General features: G+C 60.7%; 14 protein-coding genes. 6 read left to right on the top strand and 8 right to left on the bottom strand.

The genetic code is table 11. The features are described 5' to 3' along the window. The first annotated feature begins 130 nt into the window (after window positions 1–130). Window positions 131–1303, top strand: coding sequence for a nucleoside recognition domain-containing protein (locus BS300_RS20035; protein WP_071914885.1), 1173 nt, complete (start codon window positions 131–133; stop codon window positions 1301–1303). 63 nt (window positions 1304–1366) lie between these two features. Here the strand turns inward: BS300_RS20035 and BS300_RS20030 are convergent, their stop codons facing one another. Then, a complete protein-coding gene (locus BS300_RS20030) occupies window positions 1367–2059 on the bottom strand; it encodes a B3/4 domain-containing protein (RefSeq protein WP_071914883.1) in 693 nt (230 codons plus the stop codon). Window positions 2060–2502: 443 nt separating this feature from the next. On the opposite strand from BS300_RS20030, the gene BS300_RS20025 reads away from it, so the two are divergent. After that, window positions 2503–2958, top strand: coding sequence for a hypothetical protein (locus BS300_RS20025; RefSeq protein WP_071914881.1), 456 nt, complete (start codon window positions 2503–2505; stop codon window positions 2956–2958). A gap of 88 nt (window positions 2959–3046) precedes the next feature. Continuing rightward, the gene (locus BS300_RS20020) at window positions 3047–3541 is read left to right on the top strand and encodes a GNAT family N-acetyltransferase (RefSeq protein WP_071914879.1); all 495 of its coding nucleotides are present in this window, start codon (window positions 3047–3049) and stop codon (window positions 3539–3541) included. Between the two features lie 146 nt (window positions 3542–3687). On the opposite strand, the gene argH is transcribed toward BS300_RS20020, so the two are convergent. The 5 genes from argH to argC form a co-directional block, all read right to left on the bottom strand. Continuing rightward, the gene (gene argH / locus BS300_RS20015) at window positions 3688–5073 is read right to left on the bottom strand and encodes an argininosuccinate lyase (RefSeq protein WP_071914877.1); all 1386 of its coding nucleotides are present in this window, start codon (window positions 5071–5073) and stop codon (window positions 3688–3690) included. 208 nt (window positions 5074–5281) lie between these two features. After that, window positions 5282–6517, bottom strand: a complete 1236-nt coding sequence (locus BS300_RS20010; protein WP_033115910.1) for an argininosuccinate synthase — start codon at window positions 6515–6517, stop codon at window positions 5282–5284. A gap of 79 nt (window positions 6518–6596) precedes the next feature. Beyond that, a complete protein-coding gene (locus BS300_RS20005) occupies window positions 6597–7508 on the bottom strand; it encodes an ornithine carbamoyltransferase (protein WP_071914875.1) in 912 nt (303 codons plus the stop codon). A gap of 25 nt (window positions 7509–7533) precedes the next feature. Further along, window positions 7534–8313 carry an acetylglutamate kinase gene (gene argB, locus BS300_RS20000; protein ID WP_071914873.1) on the bottom strand — a complete coding sequence of 260 codons (780 nt, stop codon included), beginning with the start codon at window positions 8311–8313 and terminating at the stop codon, window positions 7534–7536. A gap of 22 nt (window positions 8314–8335) precedes the next feature. After that, on the bottom strand, window positions 8336–9343 hold the full coding sequence (gene argC / locus BS300_RS19995; protein ID WP_071914871.1) for an N-acetyl-gamma-glutamyl-phosphate reductase: 1008 nt from the start codon (window positions 9341–9343) through the stop codon (window positions 8336–8338). 271 nt (window positions 9344–9614) lie between these two features. Here argC and argE point away from each other — a divergent pair, with 271 nt between their 5' ends. Both argE and ppc read left to right on the top strand, forming a co-directional pair. Continuing rightward, window positions 9615–10760: an acetylornithine deacetylase gene (gene argE / locus BS300_RS19990; RefSeq protein WP_071914869.1), complete on the top strand. Its 1146-nt coding sequence runs from the start codon at window positions 9615–9617 to the stop codon at window positions 10758–10760. 229 nt (window positions 10761–10989) lie between these two features. Then, a complete protein-coding gene (gene ppc / locus BS300_RS19985; RefSeq protein WP_071914867.1) occupies window positions 10990–13623 on the top strand; it encodes a phosphoenolpyruvate carboxylase in 2634 nt (877 codons plus the stop codon). An 81-nt stretch (window positions 13624–13704) separates the two neighbouring features. Here ppc and BS300_RS19980 read toward each other — a convergent pair whose 3' ends face one another. After that, window positions 13705–14040 (bottom strand): hypothetical protein, encoded by a 336-nt coding sequence (locus BS300_RS19980; RefSeq protein ID WP_143241862.1) that lies wholly within the window; start codon window positions 14038–14040, stop codon window positions 13705–13707. A 76-nt stretch (window positions 14041–14116) separates the two neighbouring features. Next, entirely contained in the window at window positions 14117–14629 is a 513-nt protein-coding gene (locus tag BS300_RS19975) for a GNAT family N-acetyltransferase (protein ID WP_071914863.1), read from the bottom strand. A 178-nt stretch (window positions 14630–14807) separates the two neighbouring features. Here BS300_RS19975 and ybaK point away from each other — a divergent pair, with 178 nt between their 5' ends. After that, the gene (gene ybaK, locus BS300_RS19970) at window positions 14808–15272 is read left to right on the top strand and encodes a Cys-tRNA(Pro) deacylase (protein ID WP_033115917.1); all 465 of its coding nucleotides are present in this window, start codon (window positions 14808–14810) and stop codon (window positions 15270–15272) included. Window positions 15273–15302: the final 30 nt, after the last annotated feature.

Below are 15302 nucleotides of genomic sequence, written 5' to 3'. Positions count from 1 at the left end.
GGTTCAAGTCCAGTAGGAGGAGCCAATTCAAAAAGCCCTTGTCGCAAGACAAGGGCTTTTTTCTATTTGGCGCAGCCATTTTTTAACCATAAAAACAACCACACACGCACAGATGAACCGCAGGATAGATATGGAAAATCATGTAGTTATAGAGTCAAAGGGGCGACTTGCCGCCATTAGGAACTGGATGGAACCCGTGCTGGTGCTGCTTATTCTTGGCAGCCTGTTCGGTTACCTCGGCAGCCAGATGGGCCTCTCTGCCATGGTCAACACTCTGTTCAATACCGCCCACCAGCTGCTGCTCAATACCGTGCTCTTTATTATGGGGATCACGGTGCTCTCCGGTGCCCTGAGCCAGCTCTTGAGCGAGTTCGGGGTGATCCGCCTGCTGGAGGTGCTGCTGGCCCCCCTGATGAAGCCGGTGTTTCGCCTGCCCGGTCGCACCGCGCTGGCGGCCCTGATGACCTTCTTCTCCGACAACCCGGCGGTGATCAGCCTCGCCAAGGACAGCCGCTTTCGCAAGGGCTTCACCCCCTGGCAGCTAGTGTCGCTGACCAACTTCGGCACCGCCTTCGGCATGGGGCTGATCGTGGTCACCTTTATGGCCACCCTGCAACTGCCGAGCGGTGAATCCACCGCCAGCGCGGCGCTGATCGGGCTGCTCGGTGCTCTGGTGGGCTCGGTGGTCTCTACCCGACTGATGCAGCGGATGATTCGCCCACTGGTGGGGGAAGTGCTGATCGATGACCAGCCTGCGGGCAACGGCCCCAAGGTGGGAGTGACCAAAGAGGCGGCTCCCGGCTGGCTGCGGATCCTCAACTCTCTGCTCGATGGCGGCAAATCTGGCGTGGAGCTGGGGATGGCGGTGATCCCGGGGGTGCTGATCATCAGCACCTTCGTCATGCTGCTGACCTTCGGCCCGGGGGAGAAGGGCTATACCGGCGAAGCGTTCCAGGGGGTTGCCCTGCTGCCGGTGCTGGCTGCCAAGGTAAGCTGGCTGTTTGACCTGCTGTTTGGCTTCCAGCAGCCGGAGCTGGTCGCCTTCCCGGCTACCTCGCTCGGCGCGGTCGGTGCCGCCATGTCGCTGGTGCCCCCCTTTATTGCCAAGGGGTGGATCACCGGCAACGAGGTCGCGGTGTTTACCGCCATGGGGATGTGCTGGAGCGGCTTTTTGAGCACCCACACCGCCATGCTCGATGCTCTCGGCTATCGCCATCTCACCTCCCGCGCCATTGTCGCCCACACGGTCGGCGGCCTGTGCGCCGGGGTGGCAGCGCACCAGCTTTATATGCTGCTGGGCTGAGCAGAGTGAAATGAGAGAGGGGCGCTGCGGCGCCCCTCTCTGTATCCTGCTGACGAAAATCGCCTATTCGTTATGGCCGATCAGGTTCTGCGCGATCACCGCCTCCGGCATCATCTCCCGCAGCCCGGCAATCAGTTTTTCCCCCGCCTCATGCAGCGCAGCCAGCGGCATCTCGGGCAGGCTCTCCAGAATGAACCACATCTGGTCCGAATCGATACTCAATCTGGTGCGCACACCCTGCCGCCAGTTCCAGCGCCGACAGGTGACCCCCTTGTCATCCCGCCAGACCACCTCGCCGGGCTCCACCGGTTCGTGGGTCGGCTCGCCTCCCTTCATGGTATCGAACAGCTCGCAGCCATCGGCCACCACCAGTCGCGGCAACCCCTCATAGGCGAGCAGGTTTTCGCCCCCCACCGGAATGGCATAGCGGATGCTGATGGCGTTGTAGAGATCGACCACGGGGTCGATGGCCGGCAGGTTGCCATCGCGGGCGACCCGCTTTCTCAGAGCCTCGGCGGAACAGGGAGTCCGCTGCGGCTTGGCGCCGAACTTTCTGAACAGATCGCCCCAGGCGGCGAGATGCGCCTCTGCCCACGGCACATCGGCGGTCAGCATGGCGCTGCAGGCTTTATCAAGGGCGCGCGCGCCCACGTTCGGGTCGACCACGGCGGCGGCCTGCACCGTGATGCTCAAAGCGCGAAAGCCGGGAGCCAACTGGCTGACTTCGGGGGAGATATGCGGGGTGATCAGGGACATAGCGACTCCATAAACGAAAAAGGCAGGGAGAAGGCGGCTGCCGGCCAGCATAGCGGTGACGGCAAATCCGGTTTGAGAGCCATCTTGCGCGAACATGTTAGATAAGAAAATTTACATGATCTTAATAGCCATAAGTTTTATGAATTAAAAATGACGTAATCAAGGGGATGGCGGGCATGTACTGGCATATAGCGAAGTGGAGCCCTGCCGCCTCCGGTTTGCTGCGGCAATGCTCCTTTGCCGCTTCGATCTGCAGCGGCAGCCGCTGGCCGCCCGGCTCTCTTGTTATTACTTCAGTTGAAATGCCCGAACACAAGGCGGCGATTCAAATCATTCGGTGACTCAATGAGTTGGTTTCGTCCTGCGCTGTTCACTAAATTCTGGCCCCGCTTATGCACTCCTCCTGGCAACACCATCAAGGGTCGTTGTCGCGGAGAGATATCATGATCAGCAGCCTGCTTCCCCTTGCCTCGATCGCCCTCAAGCTGGGCAGCCAGCTGCTTGGCAGCAGTAGCAAACCCCAGCCCGTGCAGCCTGCCGTACAGGAGGAGCACCTTGCCCCGACCGTCCAGAGCCTGTTCCAGCGACTTGGTATCAAGGATGCCGACAGCGAGCAGAACCGCTCGGCCATCAACCACTTTATGGGGGAGCTGATGCAGACTCTGGGGCAGGAGAATGGTGGCCAATCCCTTCCCGCAGCCATCGACAGCGCCCGCAACCTGCTGGCGAGCGGTACCCAGAGTACACGCCTCGATGCGCTGCAAAGCGAGCTCGATACCCTCAAGGATTCCCTCGGTGCCAGCCATCTCAACCTCGATCAGCTGCTCGGCGCCTTTAAACAGACCCTGCCCAATGGCAAGGGAGATGGGGTTGGCAAGCTGCTAAATGCCAGTGCGTGAGTTAAAAACAGCTATAAAGAATGCGATAATTCCAGCGGGAGTTTTAGTTATCAAACCAAATGTAGTAATGCTAAGCAGGTGCGCTGATATGACTGTTAACCGAAGCTGTGTAGAGATAAGGAAATATAAAGCTGGTGATGAAACTCGATTATTTAGCATTTTCTTGTCGGCAGTGCACGATATAGCCTCATGCGACTATACCGCTGAACAGATTCAAGCGTGGGCTCCTGATAATATATCTCCAGAACTGTGGGCTGACCACATAAGGGCTTTGAAGCCTTTTGTAGCCGAAATTGATGGTGACATTGCCGGGTATGCAGATATTCAGCCAAATGGTTATATTGATCATTTCTTTGTGGCTGGACATTACGCTAGGCAGGGTGTGGGAACCAAGTTGATGACGCGTATTCATGAAAGCGCCAAGGAGCAAGGTATTTTCGAATTAACGGCTGATGTAAGCAAAACCGCTGAGCCTTTTTTTTCATATCATGGTTTTCAGGTGGAAGAGCGGAGATATCCTGTTCGTCGTGGTGTGATATTACAAAATGCATTGATGCGGAAAAAGTTATTACCAACAGGCTAGTTTGGTAAAACTGAAAAGCATAAGCGAAATCTGTTGTTCAATCTAATTTCTCCATTACTTATCCTGAATTGAATTCGTTATTTACCATAAAAATGGCAACCATTGGTTGCCATTTTTGTTCAATGTCAGGTAACGATCATCGTGGCTTAACCCACCCGTTTGGCCAGCCAAGCTTCGGCGGCAGTCAGGGCTGCCTCAACCTGCTCGCGGGCGACGCCGCCTTTGGCGACCCGCTTGGCCAGGGTCGCTTCCAGCTCCAGATTGGGGTAGACGTCGAACTCGATCACCGGGCTGAAACGCTGGAACTCGCCGATGGAGAGCTCCTCCAGCGGACGGCCCACGCTGATGGCGAATACCACGGTTTCGCCGACGATATGGTGCGCTTCACGGAATGGAATCCCCTTGGCCACCAGATAGTCCGCCAGCTCGGTGGCGTTGGCGTAGCCGCCTTGCGCCGCCGCCATGGTGCGTTCGCCATTCACTTTCAGATCGATCAATACCAGCGCCGCCATATCGAGGCAGTCGTGCCAGGTGTCGAGGGCATCGAACAGCCCCTCCTTGTCTTCCTGCATGTCCTTGTTGTAGGCCAGTGGCAGCGCCTTGAGGCTCATCAACATGCCCATCTGGGCGCCGACGACCCGGCCAGTCTTGCCGCGAATAAGCTCCAGCGCATCCGGGTTTTTCTTCTGCGGCATCAGGGAGGAGCCTGAGGTCACCGCATCGGAGAGCTCGACAAAGCCCGCCTCACCGGTGTTGTAGAAGATGAGGTCTTCGGCAAAGCGCGACAGGTGGGTCATGGAGAGGGACGCCACGTGCATCAGCTCCACCACGTGATCCCGATCGGAGACCGAATCCAGACTGTTGCGGGTGGCGCCGGCAAAGCCCATGTCGAGCGCCAGCGCTTCGCGGTCGATGGCGTAGGCGGTGCCTGCCAGCGCGCCGCAGCCGAGCGGGCTGGTGTCGAGGCGCTTGAGGGCATCCTGCAGCCGGGAGTAGTCCCGCTCCAGCATCTCCACATAGGCCAGCGCCCAGTGGGCGTAGGTGACCGGCTGGGCCCGCTGCAGGTGGGTGTAACCCGGCAGCACGGCAGCCTGATTGGCACGCGCCGAATCGACCAGCCCTTGCTGCAGAGCTGTGATGGAGCCGAGCAGCAGCTCGCCCTGCGCCTTGCACCAGAGTTTCAGGTCGGTAGCGACCTGATCGTTGCGCGAGCGGCCGGTGTGCAGTTTCTTGCCGAGATCGCCGACGGCGGCAATCAGCTGGCTCTCGACCCAGGAGTGGATATCTTCGGCGTCCGAGCTCAGGATCTGCCGAGGATCCTGCTGCACCGAGGCGAGCAGCACCTCCATCGCCTGCTGCAACTTGCCCTGCTCATCGGCAGTCAAGACCCCCACTTTCACCAGCGCGCGGGCCCAGGCCATGGAGCCCTGAATATCCTGCTCCGCCAGCCGGTAATCGAACCGCAGCGAATCGTTGAACTGCTTGAACCGGCTATCGGCTCCCTGACTGAAGCGTCCACCCCAAAGTGCCATACTGCTCTCCTTGAATGCGTTGTCGGCGGCGCCCTGGCCGCCGAGCTTGAAATCGTGCCCTGTTTTTCTGCGAGCCTGTTATCTCACAGAAGCGGCCGGGGCGCTGCCGCTCTTGTCACACCTGCCGATGGTGGCTAAGGGACCATAATCGGCCTATAGAAGAGGGGGCCATGCCCCCTCAATGGAATCAACGGGTTATCGCGCTTGCTTAACCGTGGGTGTGGTCGCCACCGATAGCCTGATGTTGCTCCTTCATGGCGCGGATCCGGCTGGCCAGGGTGTAGAGACGGATAAAGCCTTCGGCATGGCTCTGGTCATACACTTCATCGGCCCCGAAAGTGGCGAAGTCTTCGGAGTAGAGGCTGTTCGGCGACTTCTTCTGCACCGCGGTGACCTGACCCTTGTACATCTTCAGCACCACTTCACCGTCCAGATCTTCGGCGATGGCGTTGGCAGAGGCGAGGATCGCCTTGCACAGCGGGGTGAACCAGCGACCGTCATAGACCAGATGGGAGAACTCGGCACCCAGTTTCTCCCGCCAGGCGCGGGTCGGGCGATCCAGTACCAGCTCTTCCACGGCGCGCAGCGCAGCGACCATCACGGTACCGCCCGGGGTTTCGTAGCAGCCGCGGGACTTCATGCCCACCATCCGGTTTTCGGTGATGTCGATGCGGCCCACGCCGTGCTTGCCGGCACGCTCGTTCAGGGTCATCAGGATCTGGTGCGGGCTGAGCGGCTGGTCGTCAACGGCCACCACTTCACCCTGCGCCACGGTCAGCTTGACGTACTCCGGCTGATCCGGTGCCTGTTCGGCCGGTACGGTCCACTGCCAGACCGCTTCGGACGGTTCGTTCCAGGTGCTCTCCAGCTCGCCACCCTCGGTGGAGATGTGCCAGGCGTTGGCATCGCGGCTGTAGATCTTCTTCAGGGTCGCCTTGCAGGGGATGTTGCGGGTCTCCAGATAGGAGAGCAGATCTTCCCGGGAGCGCATGTCCCAGATCCGCCACGGGGCGATCACTTTCAGCTGGGGCGCCAGCGCGGCGACCGCACCTTCGAAACGCACCTGATCGTTACCCTTGCCGGTGCAACCGTGGGAGATGGCATCGGCCCCTTCCGCCAACGCGGCCTCGACCATCGCCTTGGCGATCACCGGACGGGCCATGGAGGTGCCCAGCAGGTAGGTGCCCTCATAGACGGCGCCGGTCTTCAGGGTCGGGTAGACGTACTCTTTGACGAACTCTTCGCGCAGATCCTTGATGATGCACTTGGTGGCGCCGGAGGCGATCGCCTTCTGTTCGATCCCTTCCAGATCGTCACGCTCCTGACCGACGTCGGCCACGAAGGCGATGATTTCGGCGTCATAGTGCTCTTTCAGCCAGGGAATGATGGCCGAGGTATCCAGTCCACCCGAGTAAGCCAGTACGATCTTGTTGATTCCGCTCATTTTACTTCTCTCCATGATGATTCGATGATGATTCAATGATGATTCAATAAAGGTGTCGTGATTCAGGTTGAGTGCCGCGTTACTTGTTGCCGAGAAGGGTCAGCAACACGGCGTTCTGGATATGCATCCGGTTTTCGGCCTCGTCCATGATGAGGGAGGCGGGGCCATCCATCACCTGCGAGGTGATCTCCAGCTCGCGGTGGGCCGGTTGGCAGTGCAGCACATGTGCAATGCCGGTGCGGTCGAGCAGGGCCTGATTGATCTGGTAAGGCATAAAGAGGTCTTTGACCTGCTCCATCGGGGTGTTGTCGCCCATGGAGACCCAGGTATCGGTGTAGGCCACGTCGAACCCTTCAATATCTGCCACGTCATCGCTGATGTGGATGGTCGCCCCCGACTTGGCCGCCAGTGCCTGCGCCTGCAGGAAGATCTGGGTATCCGGGCCGTGGCCTTTCGGGCAGATCAGGGTCACGTCGGTGCCGAGGGTCGCCCCCAGCAGCAGCAGAGAGTGGCTGACGTTGTTGCCATCACCGAGGTAGGCAAGCTTCACCTTCGACAGGTCGCCGTAGTGCTCGGCAATGGTCATAAAGTCGGCCAGCCCCTGACAGGGGTGGTAGAGGTTGCACAGGCTGTTCACCACCGGCACTGTGCCGTGCGCTGCCAGCTCGACCAGGGTCTGGTGATCGAACACCCGGGCGACGATGGCATCACACCAGCGGGACAGGTTGGCGGCGAAATCTTTCACCGACTCCCTCTTGCCCAGCGCGCCGTTCTGCTGATCCAGATAGACGCTGTGGCCGCCCAGTTTGGCGATGCCGATGTCGAAGGTGACCCGAGTGCGCAGGGAGGGCTTCTCGAACAGGGTGACCACGCTCTTGCCCGCCAGCGCCTGGCTGTACTTCTTCGGGTCGGCCTTGACCGCTTTGCCCAGCGCAATCAGTGCCTCTATTTGGGCTTTGTTCAGATCACTGTCTTTCAGAAGATGTTGCATCGGATGTTCCTTGTTCCGGTGGAGATCAAATAGCCACTTGAGTGCCGACGGCGCCGCCAGCCAGCAGCTTGAGCAGCTGATCCGGGTAACGCCAGCTGGCGACACAGACCGGCTTGCCGAGGGTCTGGGCGGCGTGCAGGGCGGCTTCTACCTTGACCGCCATGCCATCGCGGATCACCCCTTTCTCCATCAGATCCATTGCGGTGAGCTTGTCGAGCTGTGGCACCAGCTTGCCCTTGCCATCGAGGATGCCGCTCACGTCGGAGAGCATCACCAGATCGGCACCGAGCGCCTCGGCAATGGCGGTGGCCGCCTGATCCGCGTTGACGTTCATCAGTTGCCCGTCGGCTGTGATGCCGATGGAGCTCACCACCGGCAGGAAGCCCTGACCGAGGATGCCCGCCACCAGTGCCGGGTTGCCCGGCTTGCACTCGCCGACTGCGCCGAGATCCGGGTCGAGCTGGGTCACCTGACACAGGCCGCCATCTGCCAGACAGAGCCCCACCGCCGGAATGCCGGTGGCGATCGCCTTGGCCATCATCTGCTTGTTGGCGGTCCCGGCCAGCGCACCGGCAATAAAGGGGATCTGCTCGAAAGGGGTCACCCGCAGGCCATTCTTCTTGGTGGAGGTGAGACCCAGCCCCTTGAGCAGGTCATCCACCAGACAGCCACCGCCGTGTACCAGCACCAGCGGACGGTGCTGATCGTCGAGAAAGGTTTTGAGGGTGGCGAACAGGGCGGTCAGCGCCTCGTCGTTCTCGATAAGGGCGCCGCCCAGCTTGATTACCAACGTCTGTTTGTCCATGTTCGAGATCCTTCCTAAGTCCTTAAATCAGGCCGGTGGCCGGTTCAAATCCGAATTTGATATTTATGCACTGAATGGCTTGCGAGGCTGCGCCCTTGAGCAGGTTGTCGATGGCAGAGACCACCACCAGCATGTTGCCCTGCTGTTGCCAGGCGATATCGCAGTAGGGGGTGTTTGCCACACCGCGAATAGAGGGCATCTGGCCGGTGAGGCGCACCAGCGGCTTGCCTTCGTAAGCCTTGAGGAAGGCCTGATCCACTTGCGTGGGGGTGACGCCGTCCGCCAGCTGCACATAGATGGTGGCCAGGATGCCGCGCACATAGTTGCCAAGGTGGGGCTGGAACAGCACCTCCTTGCCGAGGTGATGGCTGATCTCCGGCTGGTGTCTGTGATTGAAGGTTCCGTAGGGATTGAGGCTCACTTCGCAGAAGCTGGTGTTGATGGCTGCCTTGCGCCCGGCACCGGAGACCCCGGAGACGGCGTTGATGATGGGCTGCCACCCCTTGGCAATCAGGCCATCCTGCTGCAGCGGCTTGAGGGCGCACAGCGATGCGGTCGGGTAGCAACCCGGCACGGCGATCAGCTGGGCGCTGGCGATGGCATCGGCATTCCACTCGGCCAGACCGTAGGCGGCCTGATCCAGCCACTGTTCGCTCTGGTGGGTGAAACCGTAGAAGCTGTCGTAAAAGCCCTGATCCTTGACGCGGAAGGCACCGGAGAGATCGAACACCGGCAGCCCCTTGGCGAGAAACTTGGGGGCGAGCTCGGCGCTCACCTCGTGGGCGGTGGCCAGCAGCACCAGATCAGCCTGGGTCAGGATCCGGGTCATGCCATCCTCGTCCAGCGGCAGCAGCGGCTGATCGAGGGCGCCGACCCACTGGGGATGCAGGGATGAGAAGCGCTTGTGGGCATCCTGACTGCCGGCGGAGACATAGAGGCCGAACAGCTTGAGTTGTGGATGGTTCTGTACCAGTGCGGCCAGTTCGGCTCCCGCGTAGCCACTGGCACCGACGATAACGGTGTTGAGCATGTTTGAATATTCCAATCAGAGTTCGAGATTCACAGCGTGGTGCTGAGGTACACAAGGGTGTTCGATCGCCCCTGTGCACAAGTGCGGAGGGGCAATTCAGGCGGGTGTGTGTCGTCGGTTATAGATCAGGTGACAGAACATTAACTTTCCCTTACAACTAGAAGCCTTTGTTGGCGAGCTGCTTATCCTGGCAAAAAGACAGAATATTCATGCATTCGCATTGCATTTGTATTTTCTAACAGAAACGTTTTGGGGAAGCAAGGAGGAGCTGATGGCCAATCTGGATTTTTTTTCACTCTACAAGAATATTATTGCGATCCCCTCTATCAGCAGCACGGATCCCAAGTGGGATCAGAGCAACGAGGCGGTGATCCGGCTGCTGGCCGACTGGTTCGGTCAGCTCGGTTTTCAGTGTGAGGTGACGGCACTCCCCGAACTGCCGGGCAAGTTCAATCTGGTGGCGACGATCGGTCAGGGTGAGGGCGGACTGCTGCTGGCGGGTCACACAGATACGGTGCCGTTCGATGAGGGGGGGTGGAGCAAGGATCCCTTCAAGGTGACGGAAGAGGGCAACCGCCTCTATGGCCTCGGCACCATCGATATGAAGGGCTTCTTCGCCTTCATAGTGGAAGCGCTCAAAGAAATCGATCTCACCAAGCTGACCAAGCCACTGCGCATCCTCGCCACTGCCGATGAAGAGACCACCATGGCGGGGGCCCGCGCCATCGCTGCGGCTGCCGAACTGAAACCCGACTACGCGGTGATTGGCGAGCCGACCGGGCTGGTGCCGGTGGTGGCCCACAAGGGGCATATGTCGGAGGCGATCCGCATTACCGGCAAGAGCGGTCACAGCTCGGATCCCGCCAACGGCGTCAACGCCATGGAGATCATGCACAAGGCGATGGGGCAGGTGCTGCGCTTGCAGCAGGATCTGAAAGATCGCTATGCCGACCACCGTTTTGCCGTGCCGCAGCCGACCCTGAACCTGGGTTACATTCAGGGGGGCGACAGCCCGAACCGCATCTGCGGCTGCTGCGAGCTGCACATCGACCTGCGACCGACCCCGCAGGTGGGACCGGACGAGCTGATGGGGATGCTCAAAGAGGCGCTCTCTCCCATCGAAATTCACCAGCCGGGCTGCCTGCATCTGCAGCACCTGCACGAACCCATTCCCGCCTACGCCTGCGCCGATGACTCTGTGCTGGTACGTGAGGCCGAGAAGGCGAGCGGCCGCGCCGCCGAGTCGGTCAACTACTGCACCGAGGCACCGTTTATCCAGCAGCTTGGCTGCGAGACCATAGTGATGGGGCCCGGCCATATCACCCAGGCGCATCAGCCTGACGAGTATCTGGATCTCTCCTTCGTCAAGCCCACCACTGCGGTATTGCAGCATCTGGTTCGTCGCTTCTGCCTCTGAAAAGGGCAGCAAAGGGGGTCAAAGCTGTAAGTAAGTTACATAACAAGCCGGTGCGGGAGTGGTGAGGGAAATACATCTTCTGAATCGGCCTGTTATTTGACCTTGCGCAGACAATCTGGGTAGATTGTCACCCTAAGATGACGGAGCATATGTTGTAATCGCACAACAATAAGTGAGGTCGTCTCGCACCCCGGATGGGTGTCAGGCACCAACAAGATAAGGATGTGGAATGAACGAAAAGTACGCCGCACTACGCGCCAACGTAGGCATGCTGGGTCAGCTGCTGGGCAAGTCCATCAAGGACCATCAGGGTCAGGCCTTCCTCGACAAGATCGAAACCATTCGCCAACTGGCCAAATCTTCCCGCAAAGGCAATGAGGCAGACCGGGAACGTCTGCTTGATACCCTGCGCACCCTGAGCGACGACGAGCTGCTGCCGGTGGCCCGCGCCTTCAGCCAGTTCCTCAATCTGGCCAACGTGGCCGAACAGTTCCACACCATCTCCCGTCGCTGCGAAGAGCAGGTCTGCACTCCGGATCCGCTGGAGCAGATGTTCGACAAACTGAAAGCCTCCAACCTGTCGCAAGAGGCCATCATTCAGGCCGTGCGCGAGCTGGATATCGATTTGGTGCTGACCGCTCACCCGACCGAGGTGACCCGTCGCACCCTGATCCACAAGCATGTGCAGCTCAACGACTGCCTCGAAGCGCTGGAGCTCTCTGACCTGCTGCCCCGTGAGCGTGACAAGATCCTCAATCGCATCGAGCAGCTCATCAATCAGGCATGGCACACCAACGAGATCCGCGAACAGCGCCCGACTCCGGTGGACGAGGCCAAGTGGGGCTTTGCGGTGGTGGAGAACAGCCTGTGGCCGGCCATCCCCGAATTCATGCGCAATCTGGACGAGCGTCTGCAACACCATCTGGGTGTGCGGCTGCCGCTGGATGCCGCGCCGGTCAAGTTCACCTCCTGGATGGGCGGTGACCGTGACGGCAACCCCTTCGTCACCGCCAAGGTGACTGCCGAGGTGCTGGAGCTGGGCCGCTGGATGGCGGTGAGCCTGTTCTACAAGGACATCCGCGAGCTCACCTCCGAGCTCTCCATGTCCGACTGCACCGATGCCGTGCGCGAGCGGGTCGGCGATCACCCGGAGCCCTACCGCGCGCTGGTGCGCGAGCTGCGCGAACAACTGCGCGAAACTCAGGAGTACCTGACCGCCAAGGTGCAGGGGCAGGCGAGCGAGAGCCGGGATCTGGTCAAGACCACCGCCCAGCTGCGCGAGCCGCTGGAGCTCTGCTACCACTCATTGCACGCCTGCGGCATGGGCAACATCGCCGATGGCATGCTGCTGGATGTGCTGCGCAAGATCGCCTGCTTCGGCATCCATCTGGTCAAGCTGGACATCCGCCAGGATGGCGAGCGCCACGGCCAGGTCTTCTCCGAGCTGACCCGCTACCTCGGCATGGGCGACTACGCAGAGTGGAGCGAGGATGACAAGCAGGCCTTCCTGCTCAACGAACTCAACTCCCGCCGCCCGCTTATCCCCAACGACTGGGAGCCGAGTGACGAGACCCGCGAAACCATCGAGACCTGCCGGGTGATTGCCCAGCACGATCCCGATGCGTTCGGTATCTACATCATCTCCATGGCAGGTGCCCCGTCCGACGTGCTGGCGGTGCAGCTGTTGCTCAAAGAAGCTGGCTGCAAGTTCCGCATGCCGGTCGCCCCGCTGTTCGAGACTCAGGAAGACCTGATGGCGGGCACCGCCGTGATGGAGCGCCTGCTGTCGGTGGACTGGTATCGCGGCTATATCCAGGGCCGTCAGTACGTGATGATCGGCTACTCCGACTCCGCCAAGGACGCGGGCATGATGGCCGCCGGCTGGGCTCAGTACGCCGCCATGGAGTCACTGGTGGCGCTGGCCGAGGCCAACAATCTGCGCCTCACCCTGTTCCATGGCCGCGGCGGTACCGTCGGTCGTGGCGGTGCGCCGGCCCAGCAAGCCATCCTGTCACAACCGCCGGGATCCCTGCGCGGTGGCCTGCGCGTCACCGAACAGGGCGAGATGATCCGCTTCAAGTTCGGCCTGCCGAAAGTGGCGATCAAGAGTCTGGAGCTCTACACCAGTGCCGTGCTGGAAGGGAACCTGCTGCCGCCGCCCAAGCCGAAAGCGTGCTGGCGTGAAGTGGTGGAGCAGCTGGCGACCGTCTCCTGCGATCACTACCGCAGTATCGTGCGCGGCCATCCGGACTTCGTCCCCTACTTCCGTGCCGCCACCCCGGAGATGGAGCTTGGCAAACTGCCGCTCGGCTCCCGTCCCTCCAAGCGCAAGCCCAACGGCGGCGTCGAGAGCCTGCGCGCCATTCCGTGGATCTTCGCCTGGACCCAGAACCGCCTGATGTTGCCGGCCTGGCTCGGTGCCCACAAGGCGCTGCAGCAGGCGATCGACGACGGCAAGCTGGCCGTGCTGGAGGAGATGAGCGCCCAGTGGCCCTTCTTCCGCACTCGCCTCGAGATGCTGGAGATGGTGTTCCTCAAGGCGGACGTCTGGCTCGCCGAGTACTACGACACCCGTCTGGTGCCGCAGGAGCTGTGGGGCCTTGGCAAACAGCTGCGTCAGGAGCTTGCCGAATCCATCGAAGTGGTGCTGAAGCTGAGCCCGCGCGGGGATCTGCTGGAGGATCAGCCGTGGATCAAGGAGTCCATCAAGCTGCGCAACCCCTACACGGACCCGCTCAACGTGCTGCAGGCCGAGCTGCTCAATCGCTCCCGCAACCACCCGGAGACCCTGCACCCCGAGCTGGACAAGGCGTTGATGGTCACCATCGCCGGTATCGCGGCAGGCATGCGCAACACCGGTTGATCGCTGATATCTAAAATCACAGAGACAAAGGGCGCCCATCAGGCGCCCTTTCTGTTTCTGGTGTTCCCTTGGTCGGCTCGATTACTGGCTCTGCTGCAGTGCCTGTTTCAGACAGAGGATGTCGAGATCGTCTTCGCTGGTTTTCAGGCTAGCGGTGAGCGCGGCTTGCCCTGCCGGGGTGGCCAGCTGGCGGGTGAGCTGCAGTCGTTCGGCCCTGAGTTCGGCCAGATGCTGCTCAAGGTCGAATCCCTCGGGCCTTGCCTGAGAGTTGGGGAGTGTCTCTTCCGTGCAGAGTCTGATCAGGGTATCCACCTTGCTCTGGTACTCCTCTGCATCGGGCTGGTGAGCGCAGCCGGTGAGGAGCAGAGGGAGGACGAGCAGGGACATTCCCGTCGGTAGCCAGCGTGATCGGGTCATATAACCTCGTTACCTATGGTGGGTGGCGCCCGGGTGGCGGGCGTAACCGATACGATGGGCGCCATTGTAACCCGGCTCAGCGCGGGTTCGCGCCGTTATGCGGGATGGCCTGCAAAATGGCGATGGGGCGATTTTCCTCGTCGAGATCCTCCTCGATCTGCTCGAAGCCGCAGCGCTGCCAGAAGGCGAGGGCGGCAGGGTTGCTCAGCTGAACGCAGAGACGAACCGGCGCCGGGTTGAGTCGTGTCAGATGGTGGAAAAGCTGGCTGACGGCATTGCGCCCCACTCCTTTTCCCGCCATTTCGCTGTCGATCACCAGCAGACCAATCCAGGGATGCTTATCGAAGGGGTTGTTGGCCAGCAGATGGGCGATACCGACAACCTCTTGCTGCCTGCGAATGACCAGATAGCGGCCGCCGGCGGCCAGCACGGCTTCAGCATCCTGCCGGATGGCGCTGAGGGAAAGCGCCGCAGGGCCGCCCAGCGCCAGATTGAAGGCGGGTTGCGAGTTGATGACCCGCTGCTGCAGGGCCAGCCCGCCGGGGCTCAGGGTCTCTTCGGGGGTAAGGTTAACAAGCTCGATCTGCATGGGAAATGGGGGCGAATATCGGTGAAATCGGGGGCTGAGGATAGCATGGGGCGCTGTTGGAAAGGCACTGTCCGGTGGCTCGGCGCGCCCCAAATTGCCCTTGCGACTTGCATCACCCTATTGTGAGGCGCAGACTGTTTGGCCTTGTTTTTATGTGATTCGATTCAAGGCAACCATCATGACTCCTGCCATCAACCTGCTGAAGAAGCTCAAGATCCCCCACAAGCTCTACCCCTACGAGTGCGAAGCTCACGACGATTTCGGCAAGCATGCCGCGACTCAGCTCGGGCTGCCGGAGGCACAGGTATTCAAGACCCTGATCGCCCACCACGACAAACAGGCGGTGGTGGCCATCGTGCCCTCATCCGGCATGTGCAGCCTGAAACAGCTGGCCAAGGCGACCGGCCTCAAGAAGGTGGAGATGATGAAACCAGCGGAGGCGGAGAAGCTGACCGGCTACAAGGTGGGCGGCATCAGTCCGCTGGCCCAGAAGAAGCTGCTGCCCACCGTGCTCGACGAGTCGGCCATGCAATTTGACGAGATCCTGGTGAGCGGCGGCAAGCGCGGCCTCTCGGTCGGTGTGGCGCCGCAGGATATGCTGACCTTGATGAAGTGGATTGCCGCTCCCATCGGCGAAGAGTAATCGGTGAAGAGTCAGCGACGAAGAGTGATG

Source organism: Aeromonas sp. SCS5 (assembly GCF_001887375.1).
Taxonomy (GTDB): Bacteria; Pseudomonadota; Gammaproteobacteria; order Enterobacterales; family Aeromonadaceae; genus Aeromonas; species Aeromonas jandaei.
Note: the sequence above shows the minus strand (reverse complement) of the source record. Positions and strands in the feature narration are given on the sequence as shown.